Here is a 15,649-nt window from a genome sequence, read left to right as displayed (position 1 = left end):
CTTCGCCCTTTGATTATGCTCCGGAGTCACCATGTCCTTCAGCTGTCCCCTTTGCCACGCCCCCCTGACGCACTCAGATAAAAGCTATACCTGTCCGCAGGGGCATCAGTTTGATATGGCAAAAGAAGGCTACGTGAATCTTCTGCCCGTGCAGCATAAGCGCTCCCGCGATCCAGGCGACAGTGCAGAGATGATGCAGGCGCGTCGTGCGTTTCTGGATGCCGGGCACTATCTGCCGCTGCGGGAGACCGTCGCGCAGATGCTGAATGACATCCTGCCGGGTTCAGCCACCGCCATGCTCGATGTCGGCTGCGGGGAAGGCTACTACACCGCACGGTTTGCCCAGATCGCACGTGAGAAGGGCGCGTTGACATTCGGTCTGGACGTGTCGAAAGTGGCCATTCGCGCGGCGGCAAAGCGTTACGCTGACGTGACGTTCTGCGTGGCATCCAGCCACCGGCTGCCGTTTGACGATGCCAGCATGGATGCGGTTATCCGCATTTACGCGCCCTGCAAGGCGGAAGAGCTGGCTCGCGTGGTGAAACCGGGCGGATGGGTAGTCACCGTAACGCCGGGCCCGCGTCATCTGATGGAGCTGAAAGGGCTGATCTACGACGAAGTGCGACTGCATGCACCTCATTCTGAACAGCTGGCCGGTTTTACCCTGAAGCAGGAGCAAACCGTAGCGTATGAAATGACGCTGAAAGGGGAAGAAGCAACCGCGTTGCTGCAGATGACGCCGTTCGCGTGGCGGGCAAAACCGGAAGTGTGGGAAGCGTTAGCTGTACAATCAATATTTAACTGCCAGACGGATTTCAGTATCCACGTCTGGCAGCGCGAAGATTAACCGGCGAAGTGTGCCCAGAGGATCTGGGCACCAATGCCAATCAGCACAATTCCACCCAGGATCTCGGCGCGTTTACCCAGCAGCGGGCCGATAAACCGTCCAACCATCATGCCCAGCGTGGACATAATCAGCGTTGCGCAGCCGATGGCCAGCGCGGTGGCGATAATATTGACCTGCAGGAATGCCAGACCGACACCGACGGCCATCGCATCAAGGCTGGTGGCAATTGCCGTGGTGACCAGCAGCCAGAACCCGTGACGGTGCTGCGGCTCTTCGTCTTCATCATCACCGCCGCGAAAACCTTCAATCACCATTCGGCCACCGAGAAACACCAGCAGTACGAAGGCAATCCAGTGGTTCCACTCCAGCACGAACTGGCTGGCGAGCATGCCAAGACCCCAGCCGATAAGCGGCGTCAGCGTTTCGATAGCGCCAAAAATGAGGCCGGTACGCAGGGCTTCTGAGAACTTAGGTTTGTGGAGCGTGGCGCCTTTTCCGATGGAAGCCGCAAAAGCGTCCATGGACATGCCAAAAGCGAGGAGGATCGTAGCGGAGATATTCATAACAGCGTCCAGACCGGGGATATCCATATGACACATCACTGCCCCCAGTGAACAGCAGTTGATGTATCTATGGTCTCGCCTGATCGCACCGCACATAAGATGTGCTGTCAGCGATCCGTACGCGCCACGTTTTTCAACGAGTATGTTGACACGTACATTTCCTGCGAGCAGGAAATCGGCTACTCCCCAACGACGGGCGCAACCTTAACATATTTTGAGAATATAAAACAACAATGGAGAAGCATTATTTAAAATGCTTGTTGATAACGATTTTCATTTGTCTTTAAGCGTGAAGTTATCGTTAAAAAATAGAGAGAAAATTAACGAAAAGGATATAGCTTAGGCTATATTTCTTGCGCAAGATAAACACAGAATATAGCCATTGCTATATATGCAAATCATTGAGTTTTAAGAAGTAAGTTGTATATTTTTTCCAGGTCGTCAATATTCTTCACCCGAATAAGCAGGCGGCGTTGTTCTAATTGCATCACCAGCACACCGTCTTCGGATAAATTCATCTCTTTAATACGGTTATATTCTATCCACACATTGGCGAAGAAAAATCCGCGGGATTTAAAAATGATTTTCGGCGTGCGGATCCAGAACAGATAAACCGCCATTAATGCCAGCGCACATAATAACCATGTGGTTAATATTGCACCATGACTGGTGACGTTATTGTAAATAAGAATAACGATGAGACCCGCGAAGATAAACGCATCTACGCGCCCGCGTCGCAGAAGGGGAAGGGAGAGCAGCGTCTCGCCGTGACGGCGGGGCATGATGAACTCGTCATAGATCGCGTAAGCCAGAAGGGCAGCAATAAATAAAACCAGTACGATGTCCGTGACAGCCATTCATCCTCCAGATAAAAAAACCGGGGGCAAGCCCCCGGCCTATAGCATTGAAACTTACAGACCCAGCAGGCCGACTGCGTAGCCCGCGATACCGATGACGAAGAAGCCAACGATAATCCACAGCGGGTTTACTTTCTTACGCAGCAGCCACATGCAGGCGAAGGTCAACAGCAGCGGTACCAGGCCCGGCATCAGCTGGTCCAGAATCGTTTGTACAGTGGTGACGCGCGTCTGACCATCCTGCCCGGTGATGGTCGATACCACCAGCGGGATGTTCACGTGCGTCCACTTGTTAACCAGCGCCCCCATGACAAACAGGCCGAGGATTGACGCCCCCTCAGTCAGTTTCTGCAGGAAGCCGCCGCCCATGTCCTTAACGATGTCCACCCCTTTACGGTAGCCGTAGGCCACACCGTAGTAACGGGTCAGCAGGCGCACGGCGTTGAACAGGATGAAGAACAGCAGCGGGCCAAGCAGGCTGCCGCTCATCGCGATACCGGCACCCAGCGCCGCGAAGACCGGACGCACGGTACCCCAGAAGATTGGGTCACCGACACCGGCCAGCGGACCCATCAGGCCGACTTTGATACCGTTGATAGCACCGTCGTCAATCTCTGCGCCGTTCGCACGCTGTTCTTCCATCGCCAGCGTTACGCCCAGAACCGGAGCCGCTACGTAAGGATGGGTGTTAAAGAATTCCAGGTGACGCTTGATCGCCTGACGGCGTGCTTCGTTGTTTTCCGGGTACAGGCGCTTGATCGCCGGCACCATGGAGAAGCAGAAGCCCAGCGCCTGCATACGTTCGAAGTTCCATGAACCCTGAAACAGGTTAGAACGGATGAACACGCCACGAATATCACCCGGAGTGAGTTTTTTCTCGGTGGTAGTTTTTGTCATATCAACCATTTCGCTCACCTGCTAGTCCAGTTCGTTATCGAGATCGTTGTTACCAGCAGCCTGCGCTGGGGCACCCGCGACGCGGTTATATTTCGGGCTGAGCTGGATGTAGAGAATCGCCATTACCGCACCAATCACACCCAGTGCAACCAGGTTGAAGTTGGTGAAGGCAGCGGTCACGAAGCCGAGGTAGAAGAACGGCATCAGATAGCCTGCGCGCATCATGTTGATGACCATCGCATAACCGACGACCACGATCATGCCGCCCGCGATGTTCAGACCGCCGGTGACCACTTCTGGAATGGCGTTCAGCATGCTCTGCACTTCACTGGTACCAACAGAGATCGCCACGATAACCGCCGGGATCGCGATACGCATCGCCTGCAGGAACAGGGATGAAACGTGGATCCACGACAGTGCCGTGAGGTTGCCGTTTTCGGCCGCCTTATCCGCCGCGTGCTGGAAGGCAACGGTGATAGTACGAACGATGATGGTCAGAACCTGGCCTGCTGCAGCCAGCGGGATCGCCAGGGCGATACCGGCACCAATACTCTGGTGACCAGCAATAACCAGAACGGTCGAAATGATAGAGGCCAGCGCCGCATCGGGCGCAACCGCTGCGCCGATGTTCATCCAGCCCAGGGCGATCATTTCCAGGGTACCACCGATGATGATACCGGTTTTCATGTCACCCAGAACGGCCCCAATCAGCGTACAGGCCACCAGAGGGCGGTGGAACTGAAATTCATCAAGTACGGATTCCATACCCGCAATACATGCGACGACGAACACCAGCACAATCTGAAGAGTGGTAATCTCCATTGCACTTCTCCTATTACATAAACTTTATATGAGAACCGGCGCGGGCTTATTTCCCAACTTTGCCGATCAAATCCATCATTTTCAGTTTTTGATCCGTAGAAACCTTACGGGCTTCCAGTTCAATACCGCGCGCATTCAGCTTGTTGAATGCCTCGATATCTTTCGCATCGACTGAAATGGCGTTGTTGACCTGCGTTTTGCCCTGACGGAATGCCATACCACCGATGTTCACGGAGGTGATTTTCACGCCGCCTTCAACAATGCGCTCAACGTCTGTCGGGTTAGTGAACAGGAGCATTACGCGTTCACCCGCGTATTTCGGGTTGTTGTAAACGCGGATCATCTTGGCGACATCCACGACGTGCGCGGTAACGCCAGGAGGAGCAACCTGAGTCAGAAGGGTTTTACGTACGGTATCGGCGGCCACTTCGTCGCTGACCACGATAATGCGTCGAACGTTGGTCTCTTTGGTCCAGCGCGTGGCGACCTGGCCGTGGATTAAGCGGTCATCAATACGCGCAAGGCCGATGACCATGTAATCGTTCGGACCCATCGGTTTTGCAGGTGCTGCCGCTTTTGGTGCCGCTGCAGGTGCAGGGGCAGGTTTTTCAACCGGCTGCGCTTTCAGGGCTTTTACCCCTTCGCGACCGGTTTCAACGGCCAGCGCCACCAGCTCATCGAACGCCGGATTGTCGTCGCGCGCCATGAAGGTTTCCACCAGCATGGGAATATTAACCCCGGCGACAACTTCATAGTGCTCTTTATCGACGACAATGCGGCTGGCGGCATTGAACGGGCTGCCGCCCCATGTATCAACGAGAAACAGCACGCCTTTGCTGGTATCCAGCTTCGCGAGTTGAGCGTTGTACTTCTCTATCAGCGTCTCGGCGTTTTCACCGGGAACGAAATCGATCCAGCCGACGTTTTCCTGCTCGCCCAACAGCATCTCTGCCGTTTTGAGTAGCTGCTCAGCAGCCCAACCATGTGTGCCTATGACAATAGCAATGGTCACTTGCTACCTCCTTTTATTATCATTAATACGCCTGCCAGGCAGCCGTACTGAGAATCGTATTGGCGAACCGAATCGATTCAGATAAGGGTTAGAGTTCAAAAAAACTAAGACTTCCGCGAATTATTTTAGATAGTGAAAAAATAATTTATGTGATGAAGATCCGTAATTTAGCCACGCGTTACAGATTTATCTGTAGCGTAAAGCCGCTGTGTTACAGAACTTTGCAAAGGAACGTAAATCTTTGCTAAAAACACAGTGTCTCTGATATGTTTAGCCTCCGTTTAATCGTTCAGGAGTATAGGGTTACAGCCCACTATATGGACCGTCACCGACGTCAGTCATCAACCAGGCCATTTCGCGCCTTATTCACCGGCGATCCTCGCCACGTATCGACTCTGTTTACCTCTGTTTTGCCCACGTTGAGTGGGGCACCGTTTCGTCATTCCTTTAGCAGGAGCTTGTCATGGAATTCTTAATGGACCCGTCAATCTGGGTGGGATTGCTCACGCTGGTGGTGCTGGAGATTGTTCTCGGCATTGATAACCTGGTGTTTATCGCCATCCTTGCGGACAAACTGCCGCCAAAACAGCGTGATAAAGCGCGTCTGATTGGTCTCTCGCTGGCGCTGGTTATGCGACTGGGGCTGCTCTCCGTCATCTCCTGGATGGTCACACTGACCAAACCGCTGTTCTCCGTCATGGATTACACCTTCTCCGGGCGTGATTTAATCATGCTGATCGGGGGAATATTCCTGCTTTTCAAAGCGACGACGGAGCTACACGAGCGGCTGGAAAACCGTCAGCACGATGATGGGCACGGTAAAGGCTATGCCAGCTTCTGGGTGGTGGTGCTGCAGATTGTGGTGCTTGATGCAGTCTTCTCGCTGGATGCGGTGATCACGGCGGTCGGCATGGTGAATCATCTGCCGGTAATGATGGCGGCTGTTGTCATTGCGATGGCGGTCATGCTGCTGGCCTCGAAGCCGCTGACGCGCTTCGTCAACCAGCATCCGACGGTGGTCGTGCTGTGTCTGAGCTTCCTGCTGATGATTGGTCTGAGCCTGGTGGCGGAAGGTTTTGGCTTCCATATTCCGAAAGGCTACCTGTACGCCGCGATTGGCTTCTCGATTCTGATCGAGCTGTTCAACCAGATTGCGCGCCGTAACTTTATTAAGCAGCAGTCGAATCAGCCGCTGCGCGCCCGTACCGCAGACGCGATTCTGCGCCTGATGGGCGGTCGTCGTCAGGTGAACGTCCAGTCTGATTCCGAAAACCATAACCCGGTTCCGGTCCCGGAAGGGGCGTTTGTGGAACAAGAGCGCTACATGATTAACGGCGTGCTCTCCCTGGCCTCCCGTTCGCTGCGCGGCATCATGACGCCGCGCGGGGAGATCAGCTGGGTTGATGCTAACCTGAGCGTCGATGAAATTCGCCAGCAGCTGCTCTCTTCTCCGCACAGCCTGTTCCCGGTGTGTCGCGGAGAGCTGGATGAGATCATCGGCGTGGTGCGGGCAAAAGAGATGCTGGTGGCCCTGGAAGAGGGCGTCAACGTGGAAGCCGTTGCCGCTGCGTCGCCTGCGATTGTCGTGCCGGAAACGCTGGATCCTATCAACCTGCTCGGAGTGCTGCGCCGCGCTCGCGGTAGCTTTGTTATCGTCACCAACGAGTTTGGCGTGGTGCAGGGGCTGGTTACGCCGCTGGACGTGCTGGAAGCGATTGCCGGTGAATTCCCGGATGCCGACGAAACGCCAGAGATCGTTGCCGACGGTGAAGGCTGGCTGGTTAAAGGTACCACCGACCTGCACGCGCTCTCGCACACGCTGGGGCTGGAAAACGTGATCAACGATGAAGAAGACATCGCGACCGTTGCCGGTCTGGTTATCGCCGTTAATGGACAGATCCCGCGCGTCGGCGATGTGATCGAGCTGGCGCCGCTGCACATTACGATCGTTGAAGCCAACGACTATCGCGTTGATATGGTTCGCATTGTTAAAGAACAATCTGCCCACGACGAAGATGAGTAAGCCGGCTTAGCGCAGCGGCATTAAGGGCACGATGTGCCCGTTATGATGCGCTGGCGGGGATGAACTTCCCGCCAGCCACTTCGGAAAATCCCGTAGCGGCATGGGCCGCGCATAGAAAAAACCCTGCAGGACAGGCACGCCATGGCGGCGCAAGTAGCGCGCCTGCTCCTCCGTCTCGACCCCTTCAGCCACCAGTTCAATATTCAACCGCTGTCCCAGCGCAATAATCATATCCGTCACCGTCGAGTTCACGGCGTCGGTACCGATGGCGGTGGTAAACGACTGGTCGATTTTCAGCACGTCCGGGTGCAGCTTTTCAAGCCAGGAGAGGGAGCTGTTCCCGGTACCAAAATCGTCGATGGCGAGCTTCACCCCTTTGCGATGCAGTTCGCGCACGATGCGATAATCCGCATCCAGCAGCGCATCCCGTTCCGTGAGTTCAATCACCAGCTGCTGGCGCGGACCGGCGCTGAACCAGAGGCGGTTCAGGTCCTGTATCAATGCCGCGTGACGAAAATGGCTGGCGGCGACGTTAATACCAATGTGAAAACCGGCGCTGGAAGGGAAGTAGCCTATCTGGCGCACCGTTTCGGCGATGACATAGCGGGTCAGGGGGACAATCTGGTTATGCTCTTCTGCCAGAGGGATAAACACCTCCGGGGTGATCCAACCCTGACGGGGATTATTCCAGCGCAGCAGGATCTCCACGCCGGTGCACGCCTGGGTACGGGCATTCACCAGCGGCTGGCAGAAAAGCTCAAATTCCCGCGCCGCAATGCCCATATCGATCTCCCACGTAAAGCTCATCCGGTTTGCCGTTGCCAGCCAGGCGAGATAGCCCAGCAGCAGGCTGAGCATCACCCCCAGCGGCAGCTGGGCTGGCAGGCTTTTTAAGGCTAACTCTCCAGGGCCTGGCCCGCTGACCGTAATGGTGAAAGGATTTCGGGTTGATGATTGCCGGAAAAGAGAGCCCTCCTCATCAAACGTCAGGCTGTCGCTGACGCGTTGTCCATAGCGCAAAAAGCGATCGCCTACGGTCAGCGCCACGTCAGTGATGAGCGGGCGCTGGGGCTCGAGGATCATTTTGGCGATCAGATCGATATTGATGATTTCGATAACGCCAGCTTCACCGTCCTGTGAGACGGGATACCACTGGATCAATATCGGGCTACCCTTAAGCAGCCACTGGTCGCTCGATAAAATCAGCTTCGCCGTGCTGGCTGGGAGTTCTTTCAGGAAGTCGCGAACGGGCACATTGCGGCTCCCGAAAATACTTGAGCAATACAGGATACCCTCGTTAATCAGGGCGATGGAGCGTACCGTCTGCAAAATGGCGGCCTGCTTTCGCAGCGCCAGGTGCGCCTGCGGGCAGGGCTGCCCTACCAGGGGCTGCAGCACGCTGCGGCGGTTCTCTAAAGAAAGCAGGACGTTATCAAGGGCGCGAACGGTATGGCTGGTAAAATCGAGGATCCGCTGTTGGTTAACATTGCGCTGTGAAATAAAGCGAATGCCTAACGTCAGGATGAGCGTGAGGAGCGCAACCGTGACACAGACGATAACGCGTTTTCGGCGATAGTTTTTAATGATCGTTTGTGCAGTTTGCATGAACGGTCGCCTGATAAGCCACCAGCCACAAAAGCCGGACGCAACAGTAAAAGTGTAGTGGGGAAAGCAGAAGGAGACGAGAAAGAAGAGGGAAATTCGCCCATCCGTTGCAGATGGGCGAAAGGCAGTATTAGTCGCACTGCACCTTAATGGCCAGGCCACCGCGGGACGTCTCGCGGTATTTCGCGTTCATGTCCTTGCCGGTTTCGTACATGGTTTCAATCACCTTATCCAGCGATACGCGAGGTTCGCTGGTACGGCGCATCGCCATACGTGAGGCGTTGATGGCTTTCACAGAGGCAATCGCGTTACGCTCGATGCACGGCACCTGCACCTGGCCCGCGACCGGGTCACAGGTCAGACCGAGGTTATGTTCCATACCGATTTCCGCCGCCACGCAGACCTGCTCAGGGCTTGCGCCCAGCAGCTCTGCCAGACCTGCCGCCGCCATGGAGCAGGCAACGCCCACTTCACCCTGACAGCCCACTTCCGCACCGGAGATGGAGGCGTTCATTTTGTACAGCGCACCGATGGCACCTGCCGCCAGGAAATAGCGGATGTAGATGTCCGGCGTTACGGGCTCAATAAAGTGATCGTAATACGCCAGCACTGCCGGAACGATACCGCAGGCGCCGTTGGTTGGCGCCGTCACGACGCGTCCACCTGCGGCGTTCTCTTCGTTAACCGCCAGGGCAAACATGTTTACCCAGTCGACCACGTTCATCGGGTCGTTGGAGAACTTGTCCGTGGTCACCAGCATACGGCGCAGGGCAGAGGCACGACGCGGTACGCGCAGTGGACCCGGCAGAACGCCTTCGGTGTTCATCCCGCGGTCGATACAGGCGCGCATGGTTTGCCAGACGTTCGCAAAATAGTCTTCAATCTCTTTTTTGCTGTGCAGGGCCAGTTCGTTCTGCATCACCATGCCGGACAGTGAAAGACCGGTCTCTTTGCAGTAGCCCAGCATTTCTGTAGCCGATTTGAACGGGTACGGTACGCTGACGTCGCCGACGCTGTCTTTGCCAAAATGCTCTTCATCCACGATGAAGCCACCGCCGATGGAGTAGTACGTTTTGCTGTAAATCTCTTTTTCACCGCTGTAAGCGTGAATGGTCATGCCGTTTTCATGCAGCGGCAGGTTGTCGCTACGGAAACGCATGCCGTCATCCTGCGGGAAATCGACTTCCTGCTGACCGTTTGCCAGCAGCAGGCGGCCGCGTGTTTCCACGTCGCGGATGAATGCCGGGATGGCATCAATATCTACGGTATCCGGCATATTGCCTGCCAGACCCATAATAATGGCGATATCGGTGTGGTGGCCTTTACCCGTTAATGACAGCGAGCCGTAAACATCCACGGCGACACGGGTAACGCTTTCCAGTAATCCTTTTTCGACCAGATCATCGACGAACTGTTTACCGGCCTTCATCGGGCCAACAGTATGGGAAGACGAAGGGCCAATTCCCACTTTGAACATGTCGAATATACTAATCACTTTCACACTCCTGACAGGGTTACCGGGGTTCCAGTAACGATGTTATAACTGCGCATAGTGTAAGAGGGAACACCGACCTCGGCTTAACTATTCACATGAATTAAACTAATGGTTAACGATGGGTTTTGCTAATAGCGCGACGCGGATCGCAAACCTGCGAAAAAGGGTGGAATGTAAAGTATAGTCAAGGTTTCAGGCCGATTTGCAGCGCCAGTTCACGAATGATGCCCGCCGTCATGCCCCAGACAAAATAATGCTGATACCAGGACAACCAGACCCGATGGTCATGCCCCCGTCGATGGATATCGAGCGGATGATAGCGGCTGAGCCGGAGCGCCTCTTCGAGCGGCATTTCAAACACCGCTGAAACTTCATCGACGCTGGCATGATACTGCAGGCCAGGCGGGATAATGCCGACCACCGGCGTGACCTGAAAACCGGTAACGCTGTCGACGGGCGGCAGCACGCCAATGATCTCAACGGCCTCCGGCGGAATGGCAACCTCTTCCTGCGCTTCCCGCAGCGCGGCGGCAATCAGCGAGGCGTCGGAGCTGTCCACTGCGCCACCCGGAAAGGCGACCTGACCCGCGTGCTTACGTAAATGGGGAGAACGCTGGGTGAGCAGCAGGCCCGGCTGCGCGCGACGCACGACCGGGATCAGCACGGCCGCCTGACGCTGATTGAGCGCTTCGCGGTTGACCTGCGGTCGTAAAAGCTGAAAACGAGATAAAAAATCGTCCAGCGTCAGGTTCTCTTTTTCCACCCGTGATTACTCCAGTTGTTTCAGGATACGGTTAACTTTATCAAAGGTTTCCTGATATTCCGCATCGACCTGGCTATCGGCAACAATGCCGCCCCCGGCCGAGCAGTAAAGGTTTCCGTCGCAGGCCGTCAGCGTGCGAATGGTAATGCTGGTATCCATGGTGCCGCACAGGCTGATATAGCCGATGCTGCCGCACCAGGCGTTGCGGCGGTGCGGCTCCAGCTCGTCAATGATCTCCATCGCCCGTACCTTTGGCGCGCCGGTGATGGAGCCGCCCGGAAACGCGGCGCGGAGCAGATCGCAGGCGGTGCGAGAGGCGGGTAGACGCGCGGTAATGGTACTGACCAGATGATGTACCGCCGGGAAAGGCTCGACGACAAACAGTTCCGGCACGCGCACGCTGCCAGGTTCAGCGACGCGGCCAATGTCGTTACGCATCAGATCGACAATCATCAGGTTCTCGGCGTGGTCTTTCGGCGAGGCGGCGAGCTTTTCCGCCTGCTGGCGATCGGCATCGGGGTCCGCAAGACGCGGTAACGTGCCTTTAATCGGACGGGTTTGAATCGTACCCTCGGCCAGATGGATAAAGCGCTCGGGTGACAGGCTGAGTATGGCCCCCTGTTCCAGACGGACAAACGCGCTGAACGGCGCCTTGTTGCTGGCGTTAAGACGGGTAAACGCCTGCCACTCATCTCCCCGGTATGTCGACTGGAAGCGCTGGGCGAGGTTAACCTGGTAGCAGTCACCGCTTTGCAGGTACGCCTGAACGCGCGCGAATTTTTCGGCATACTCCGCTGCGGTCATGTTCGAGCGCCAGCCAGAGGTAAGGGTAAACGTCTCTGCCGGGGCAGGCCGTTGCGCCTCCAGCCACGCCAGACGCGCCTGCACGTCATGATGGCTCAGCAGGGAAACCGTTTTTTTCTGATGATCGACAATTAACGCCCAGTCATACAGCCCCACGGCCATGTCTGGCAGGGAAATATCAGCCTGCGCATGCTCCGGCAGCGTTTCGAAACGGCGACCCAGATCGTAGCCAAACAGACCCAGCGCGCCCCCCTGAAAAGGGAGGTCCGGGTTCGGCGCGGCAGATAAGCCCAGCGCGTTAATGGCCTGCTGCAGCTGCTTCAGGGGATCGTCCGTTAACGACAGGTCATCGGTTGTCAGCGTCTTTAGCGGATCGGCCACCAGAATATCGAAGCGGCTATAGGGATGGTCCGCATGGCCAGAATGCAGCAGCATCGCAAACGGAAGATGGCTCAGGCGGGCAAACCAGAATTCAGCGGCGTCTGCACGCCAGGGCAAGGTAATAACAGTGGGGAAGCGCATGTTCATGTGTGGCATACTACCGGGCAGCGTGAAATAATTAGCGCGAATAATTTAGCAGGAGTTGACGATGTTTGCAGGTTTACCTTCTCTGAGCCATGAACAGCAGCAGAAAGCGGTTGAGCGAATTCAGGAACTGATGTCCCAGGGGATGAGCAGCGGACAGGCGATTACGGTTGTCGCCGAGGAGATTCGCGCCAGTCATTCCGGCGAGCGGATCGTGGCGCGATTCGAAGAGGAAGATCCAGAAGAGTAATCGGGCTTACACCGCCGCGATAATCTTAATCTCTACCTTATATTCCGGCTTCATCAGCGTGGCCTGTACGGTACAGCGTTCAGGCGCGTGACCCGCCACCACCCATGCATCCCAGGCTTTGTTCATCGCCGCGAAATCGTCTTTGTTTGCCAGGAAAATCGTCGCATCCAGAATGCGGGATTTGTCGCTGCCCTGTTTTTCCAGCACCGCATCAATCTGCGCCAGGGTATTAGCCGTCTGCTCGAACGCATCCGCGTCCAGGTTAGCCGGTACGCCGGTGTAGTAGAGCGTCTGGTTATGGATCACCACATCAGACCAGCGGGCTTCGGCATCAATGCGCACAATTGTCATAAACGTTTCCTCGTTATTTTTCGTCGTCAGGCGGCAAGACTGCCATATTGTTCTCGTGTCGTCACTATTTGGGGTGGCACAGGAGAGGATGGGCTGACATAATCCCTGTGCAAAAATACAGTGAGAGAGCACCGTGGCAGACGATTTTTCCCCTGAAGGTCAATTAGCGCAGGCTATTCCCGGCTTCAAGCCCCGTGAGCCTCAGCGCCAGATGGCGCACGCCGTTGCACGCGCCATCGATAAGGCTCAGCCGCTGGTGGTCGAGGCCGGAACCGGTACGGGTAAAACGTATGCTTACCTTGCTCCGGCGCTGCGCGCGAAGAAGAAGGTGATTATTTCCACCGGTTCGAAGGCGCTGCAGGATCAGCTCTACAGCCGCGATTTGCCCACGGTGGCGAAAGCGCTGAAATACAAGGGGCGTCTGGCCCTGCTGAAGGGACGCTCCAACTATCTCTGCCTGGAACGTCTTGAGCAGCAGGCGCTGGCGGGCGGCGACCTGCCGGTGCAAACCCTCAGCGACGTCATTATCCTTCGCGCCTGGGCGAACCAGACCGAAGAGGGTGATATCAGCACCTGCGCGAGCGTGCCGGAAGACTCGCCTGCCTGGCCGCTGGTGACCAGCACCAACGACAACTGCCTCGGCAGCGACTGCCCGCTGTATAAAGACTGCTTTGTGGTGAAAGCGCGCAAAACGGCGATGGACGCGGATGTGGTGGTGGTGAACCACCATCTGTTCCTCGCGGATATGGTCGTCAAGGACAGCGGTTTCGGCGAGCTGATCCCGGAGGCGGACGTGATGATCTTCGACGAAGCCCACCAGCTTCCGGACATCGCCAGCCAGTATTTCGGCCAGTCGCTTTCCAGCCGCCAGCTTCAGGATCTGGCGAAAGATTTCACCATTGCTTACCGGACCGAACTCAAAGATACCCAGCAGCTGCAGAAGTGCGCCGACCGTCTGGCCCAAAGCGCGCAGGATTTCCGCTTACAGCTTGGCGAGCCGGGCTATCGCGGTAACCTGCGCGAGCTGCTGGCGGACAAAAACATCCAGCGCGCGCTGTTGCTGCTCGATGATGCCCTCGAACTCTGCTACGACGTGGCAAAACTGTCGCTTGGCCGTTCCGCGCTGCTGGACGCGGCCTTCGAACGCGCCACGCTCTATCGCGGGCGGCTCAAACGGCTGAAAGAGATTAACCAGCCGGGGTTCAGCTACTGGTATGAGTGCACCTCGCGGCATTTCACCCTGGCGCTCACGCCGCTGACGGTAGCGGATAAATTTAAAGAGGTGATGGCGCAAAAACCGGGAAGCTGGATCTTCACCTCGGCAACCCTGTCGGTGAATGACGATCTGCATCACTTCACGGAACGTCTTGGCATTGAGGATGCGGAATCGCTGCTCCTGCCGAGCCCGTTCGATTACGAAAAACAGGCGCTGCTCTGCGTGCCTCGTAATCTGCCGCTGCCGAACCAGCCGGGTGCGGCGCGCCATCTGGCCGCGATGTTAAAACCGATGATCGAGGCCAACAACGGCCGCTGCTTTATGCTCTGTACCTCTCACGCCATGATGCGTGACCTCGCCGAGCAGTTCCGCGCCACCATGACGCTGCCGGTGCTGCTGCAGGGTGAAACCAGTAAAGGCCAGCTGTTACAGCAGTTTGTCAGCGCCGGAAATGCCCTGCTGGTAGCAACCAGCAGCTTCTGGGAAGGGGTGGACGTGCGCGGCGATACGCTCTCGCTGGTAATTATTGATAAGCTGCCGTTTACCTCTCCGGACGACCCGCTGCTGAAGGCGCGGATGGAAGACTGCCGTCTGCGCGGGGGCGATCCTTTCGATGAGGTACAGCTGCCGGATGCGGTGATTACCCTCAAGCAGGGGGTAGGGCGATTAATCCGCGACGTCACCGATCGCGGAGTGCTGGTCATTTGCGATAACCGGCTGGTGATGCGCCCTTACGGAGCGACCTTCCTTGCAAGCCTGCCGCCCGCGCCGCGGACGCGGGACATAAAACGCGCGGTGCGTTTCCTGGCAAACCCAACGGCGGAGTAATTTACCCCGGAGTGTGCTAAGATGCGCGCCATTTTGTGACTGACCCTTGCGAGAGCGCGACGACTGATGCGAATTCTGGCTATTGATACCGCGACAGAGGCTTGCTCTGTCGCTCTGTTGAACGACGGTGCTGTTTCTGCTCATTTCGAAGAGTGCCCACGGGAACACACCCAACGCATTCTGCCCCTGGTAAAAGCCATTTTAACCCAGGGCAACACCTCCTTAACCGACCTCGACGCGCTGGCCTTTGGCCGTGGCCCCGGCAGCTTTACGGGCGTACGTATCGGGATTGGTATTGCGCAGGGGCTGGCGCTGGGCGCCGAACTGCCGATGATCGGCGTCTCTACCCTCGCCACTATGGCCCAGGGCGCATGGCGCATGACCGGGGCAACGTGCGTGCTGGCCGCGATTGATGCCCGCATGGGCGAGGTTTACTGGGCCGAATACACCCGCGACGAGCAGGGCGTGTGGCACGGCGAAGAGACGGAAGCCGTGCTCAAGCCGGAAGCGGTCACTGAGCGGCTGCAGCAGCTCTCCGGCGAGTGGGCAACCGTCGGCACCGGCTGGCCGGCGTGGCCTGACATGGCAAACGACACCGGGGTGACGCTGGTGGACGGCAACATGCTGCTGCCGGCTGCGGAAGATATGCTTCCGATTGCCTGCCAGCTGCTCGCGGCAGGAAAAACCGTTGCCGTTGAACACGCGGAGCCGGTTTATTTGCGAAACACCGTTGCGTGGAAGAAACTTCCGGGCCGCGAGTGAATCTCAGTAACAGGAACTGAGAAAAAGGA

General features: G+C 56.7%; 15 protein-coding genes and 1 riboswitch. Of the genes, 5 read left to right on the top strand and 10 right to left on the bottom strand.

Features of this window, described 5'->3' with window-relative positions:
- The first annotated feature begins 31 nt into the window (after positions 1-31).
- Complete coding sequence (gene rlmA / locus LBF07_RS02005) at positions 32-847, top strand: 23S rRNA (guanine(745)-N(1))-methyltransferase (RefSeq protein WP_094934716.1); 816 nt, start codon at positions 32-34, stop codon at positions 845-847.
- On the opposite strand, the gene mntP is transcribed toward rlmA, so the two are convergent.
- The 5 genes from mntP to manX all read right to left on the bottom strand — a co-directional run bounded on the left by mntP (position 844) and on the right by manX (position 4,998).
- A complete protein-coding gene (gene mntP / locus LBF07_RS02000) occupies positions 844-1,410 on the bottom strand; it encodes a manganese efflux pump MntP (protein ID WP_029741998.1) in 567 nt (188 codons plus the stop codon). The two genes, rlmA and mntP, sit on opposite strands and share 4 nt — an antisense overlap.
- 10 nt (positions 1,411-1,420) lie before the next feature.
- Positions 1,421-1,610, bottom strand: a riboswitch (yybP-ykoY riboswitch).
- Between the two features lie 198 nt (positions 1,611-1,808).
- Positions 1,809-2,267, bottom strand: a complete 459-nt coding sequence (locus tag LBF07_RS01995) for a DUF986 family protein (protein ID WP_094934715.1) — start codon at positions 2,265-2,267, stop codon at positions 1,809-1,811.
- 54 nt (positions 2,268-2,321) lie between these two features.
- On the bottom strand, positions 2,322-3,173 hold the full coding sequence (locus LBF07_RS01990; protein WP_006810994.1) for a PTS mannose transporter subunit IID: 852 nt from the start codon (positions 3,171-3,173) through the stop codon (positions 2,322-2,324).
- Positions 3,174-3,185: 12 nt separating this feature from the next.
- Entirely contained in the window at positions 3,186-3,986 is an 801-nt protein-coding gene (gene manY, locus LBF07_RS01985) for a PTS mannose transporter subunit IIC (RefSeq protein WP_008500490.1), read from the bottom strand.
- A 46-nt stretch (positions 3,987-4,032) separates the two neighbouring features.
- Positions 4,033-4,998, bottom strand: a complete 966-nt coding sequence (manX, locus tag LBF07_RS01980) for a PTS mannose transporter subunit IIAB (protein ID WP_032658500.1) — start codon at positions 4,996-4,998, stop codon at positions 4,033-4,035.
- A gap of 463 nt (positions 4,999-5,461) precedes the next feature.
- Here manX and yoaE point away from each other — a divergent pair, with 463 nt between their 5' ends.
- Positions 5,462-7,021 (top strand): CNNM family cation transport protein YoaE, encoded by a 1,560-nt coding sequence (yoaE, locus tag LBF07_RS01975; RefSeq protein WP_033145827.1) that lies wholly within the window; start codon positions 5,462-5,464, stop codon positions 7,019-7,021.
- Positions 7,022-7,027: 6 nt separating this feature from the next.
- Here yoaE and LBF07_RS01970 read toward each other — a convergent pair whose 3' ends face one another.
- From LBF07_RS01970 to pabB, 4 genes are all read right to left on the bottom strand, one after another.
- Positions 7,028-8,626 carry an EAL domain-containing protein gene (locus tag LBF07_RS01970; RefSeq protein WP_206461997.1) on the bottom strand — a complete coding sequence of 533 codons (1,599 nt, stop codon included), beginning with the start codon at positions 8,624-8,626 and terminating at the stop codon, positions 7,028-7,030.
- Positions 8,627-8,756: 130 nt separating this feature from the next.
- The gene (sdaA, locus tag LBF07_RS01965) at positions 8,757-10,121 is read right to left on the bottom strand and encodes an L-serine ammonia-lyase (protein ID WP_023312197.1); all 1,365 of its coding nucleotides are present in this window, start codon (positions 10,119-10,121) and stop codon (positions 8,757-8,759) included.
- A gap of 184 nt (positions 10,122-10,305) precedes the next feature.
- The gene (locus LBF07_RS01960; RefSeq protein WP_058841383.1) at positions 10,306-10,884 is read right to left on the bottom strand and encodes a CoA pyrophosphatase; all 579 of its coding nucleotides are present in this window, start codon (positions 10,882-10,884) and stop codon (positions 10,306-10,308) included.
- Between the two features lie 6 nt (positions 10,885-10,890).
- Positions 10,891-12,216, bottom strand: a complete 1,326-nt coding sequence (gene pabB, locus LBF07_RS01955; protein WP_094934713.1) for an aminodeoxychorismate synthase component 1 — start codon at positions 12,214-12,216, stop codon at positions 10,891-10,893.
- Between the two features lie 61 nt (positions 12,217-12,277).
- Here pabB and LBF07_RS01950 point away from each other — a divergent pair, with 61 nt between their 5' ends.
- Positions 12,278-12,463, top strand: a complete 186-nt coding sequence (locus LBF07_RS01950; RefSeq protein ID WP_094934712.1) for a YoaH family protein — start codon at positions 12,278-12,280, stop codon at positions 12,461-12,463.
- A gap of 6 nt (positions 12,464-12,469) precedes the next feature.
- Here LBF07_RS01950 and LBF07_RS01945 read toward each other — a convergent pair whose 3' ends face one another.
- Positions 12,470-12,814 (bottom strand): RidA family protein, encoded by a 345-nt coding sequence (locus LBF07_RS01945; protein WP_206461996.1) that lies wholly within the window; start codon positions 12,812-12,814, stop codon positions 12,470-12,472.
- 133 nt (positions 12,815-12,947) lie between these two features.
- Here LBF07_RS01945 and LBF07_RS01940 point away from each other — a divergent pair, with 133 nt between their 5' ends.
- Both LBF07_RS01940 and tsaB read left to right on the top strand, forming a co-directional pair.
- Positions 12,948-14,858, top strand: a complete 1,911-nt coding sequence (locus LBF07_RS01940; protein WP_039263631.1) for an ATP-dependent DNA helicase — start codon at positions 12,948-12,950, stop codon at positions 14,856-14,858.
- Between the two features lie 66 nt (positions 14,859-14,924).
- Positions 14,925-15,620 (top strand): tRNA (adenosine(37)-N6)-threonylcarbamoyltransferase complex dimerization subunit type 1 TsaB, encoded by a 696-nt coding sequence (gene tsaB, locus LBF07_RS01935; protein ID WP_206461995.1) that lies wholly within the window; start codon positions 14,925-14,927, stop codon positions 15,618-15,620.
- Positions 15,621-15,649 lie beyond the last annotated feature (29 nt).

The organism is Enterobacter cloacae complex sp. ECL352 (assembly GCF_020149545.1).
GTDB lineage: Bacteria > Pseudomonadota > Gammaproteobacteria > Enterobacterales > Enterobacteriaceae > Enterobacter > Enterobacter asburiae_B.
Note: the sequence above shows the minus strand (reverse complement) of the source record. Positions and strands in the feature narration are given on the sequence as shown.

Bases quoted from the DNA above. Each gene is read 5' to 3' on its own strand.
- rlmA (WP_094934716.1), top strand. From the start codon at position 32: ATGTCCTTCAGCTGTCCCCTTTGCCACGCCCCCCTGACGCACTCAGAT.
- mntP (WP_029741998.1), bottom strand. From the start codon at position 1,410: ATGAATATCTCCGCTACGATCCTCCTCGCTTTTGGCATGTCCATGGAC.
- LBF07_RS01995 (WP_094934715.1), bottom strand. From the start codon at position 2,267: ATGGCTGTCACGGACATCGTACTGGTTTTATTTATTGCTGCCCTTCTG.
- LBF07_RS01990 (WP_006810994.1), bottom strand. From the start codon at position 3,173: ATGGTTGATATGACAAAAACTACCACCGAGAAAAAACTCACTCCGGGT.
- manY (WP_008500490.1), bottom strand. From the start codon at position 3,986: ATGGAGATTACCACTCTTCAGATTGTGCTGGTGTTCGTCGTCGCATGT.
- yoaE (WP_033145827.1), top strand. From the start codon at position 5,462: ATGGAATTCTTAATGGACCCGTCAATCTGGGTGGGATTGCTCACGCTG.
- LBF07_RS01970 (WP_206461997.1), bottom strand. From the start codon at position 8,626: ATGCAAACTGCACAAACGATCATTAAAAACTATCGCCGAAAACGCGTT.
- pabB (WP_094934713.1), bottom strand. From the start codon at position 12,216: ATGAACATGCGCTTCCCCACTGTTATTACCTTGCCCTGGCGTGCAGAC.
- LBF07_RS01950 (WP_094934712.1), top strand. From the start codon at position 12,278: ATGTTTGCAGGTTTACCTTCTCTGAGCCATGAACAGCAGCAGAAAGCG.
- LBF07_RS01945 (WP_206461996.1), bottom strand. From the start codon at position 12,814: ATGACAATTGTGCGCATTGATGCCGAAGCCCGCTGGTCTGATGTGGTG.
- tsaB (WP_206461995.1), top strand. From the start codon at position 14,925: ATGCGAATTCTGGCTATTGATACCGCGACAGAGGCTTGCTCTGTCGCT.